Source organism: Kosakonia oryzendophytica, from assembly GCF_900094925.1.
In the GTDB taxonomy this organism is placed as follows: domain Bacteria; phylum Pseudomonadota; class Gammaproteobacteria; order Enterobacterales; family Enterobacteriaceae; genus Kosakonia; species Kosakonia oryzendophytica.
The window spans coordinates 1-1429 of the sequence record NZ_FMAY01000029.1; the positions used below are offsets into that span (position 1 = coordinate 1).

Annotated in this window: 1 pseudogene; it reads right to left on the reverse strand. The window is 61.2% G+C overall.

The features are described 5' to 3' along the window. Window positions 1-1429 (reverse strand): annotated as a pseudogene (locus tag GA0061071_RS23185) (Contact-dependent inhibition of growth factor CdiA); the annotation flags it as partial.

A 1429-nucleotide genomic window follows, 5' to 3' on the forward strand; every position in this document is an offset into this window, starting at 1 on the left:
TGTCGCCCTGCAATTGTCCGGCGTTGGTCAGGCTATCGTTTTTCAGCACCAGGCTGCCCGCGCTCAGCAGTAAACCACCCTGCTGGTTGGTAAGCGCTGTACCGGTGGCAACCAGCGAATCCGTTCCCTGCAGGGTGCCGCTGTTGACGATATCCGGATTATTGAGTTCGAGTTTTGTCGCCGCAATCAGGCCGCTGTTGAGCAGTTGCGGGGCATTCAGCGTCAGTGCGTTATCCGCAACCAGACGCCCGGTGGCGCGGTTGTGCGCCTGCTGTGCCAGCGTCAGCAGCAGCGAAGTGGCGTTGATATTGCCGCTGTTGTCCAGCGTCTGCCCGGTGAACGTCAGCGCACCCGCACTGCGCATTGTCCCGCTGTTAGCGGTGGTCTGCGCCGCCAGCGTCAGGGTGTCGTCACCCTGCACGGTGCCCTGGTTGTTCAGCGTCCCGGCCGTGATGGCGGTGTTTCGGGACGCCAGCAGGCCGCTGTTGCCAAACGCTTCTGCCGTCAGGCTCAGGCCATTGTCCGCCAGCAGTTTCCCGCTGCTGGTCAGGCTGCGGTAATCACCGATGATATTTACGCCGTTGATTTCTCCGCCATTGACCAGCGTATTACCACTCAGGCGCAGGTCGCCGTCGGTGGTGATGAGTCCGTTGTTGGTCAGCTCAGGAAGGGCGAGAGTGAGGTTCTGCGCACTGTAGAGTGTGCCACCAGCGAGGTTATCCAGTCCGCTGGTTTGCAGATTCAGCATCTTTGTGCCCTGCAACAGGCCACTGTTAGTAATGTGCGAACCGCTGAGATTCAGCGTATCTGTCACCAGCGTACCGCTGTTAGTGATGCCATCCGGCGCTGTCAGGGTGATGGCCGCGGCATTTGATTTCCCGCTGTGGCTCAATGTTTTTGCGCTAATGTCGAGTGCGCCTTTTGCCGCCTGGGTACCGTTCAGCGTGGCGCTGTTGCCTGCCGCCAGCGTCATGCTGCCGCCGCTCTGCACCTGTGCAGTCTGGCGGGTCTGCACATCCCGGCCCTTCACATTCAGCGCTTTATCCGCATTGATGCGCCCGTTCAGGTCAGCAGTGGCCTGTGCCACCAGCGTGACATCCCCTTTACCGGTGACCGTCGAATCCGCACCGGTGGTCAGCGCTCCGGCATGCACGCTGAGCGTGCCATCCGATGCCAGCGTCCCGGTGTTCTGTACCTCATCACCCGTGGCGGTCAGCGTCTGCCCCTGCAGTGTGCCGCTGTTGTTAAGGTTGCTGGCAGTAGCGGTCAGTTGCCCTTTTGTCGCTACCGTGCCGCGGTTATCCAGGCGATCGGCGGTCAGACGGGTCTCGCCACCGGAAATCAGTTTCCCCTGCTGCGTCATGTTCTGCGCGGTCAGAGTGACATTCCCCGCCGCATTCGCCTGGCTGGCGGTATCGGTGGCAATCTG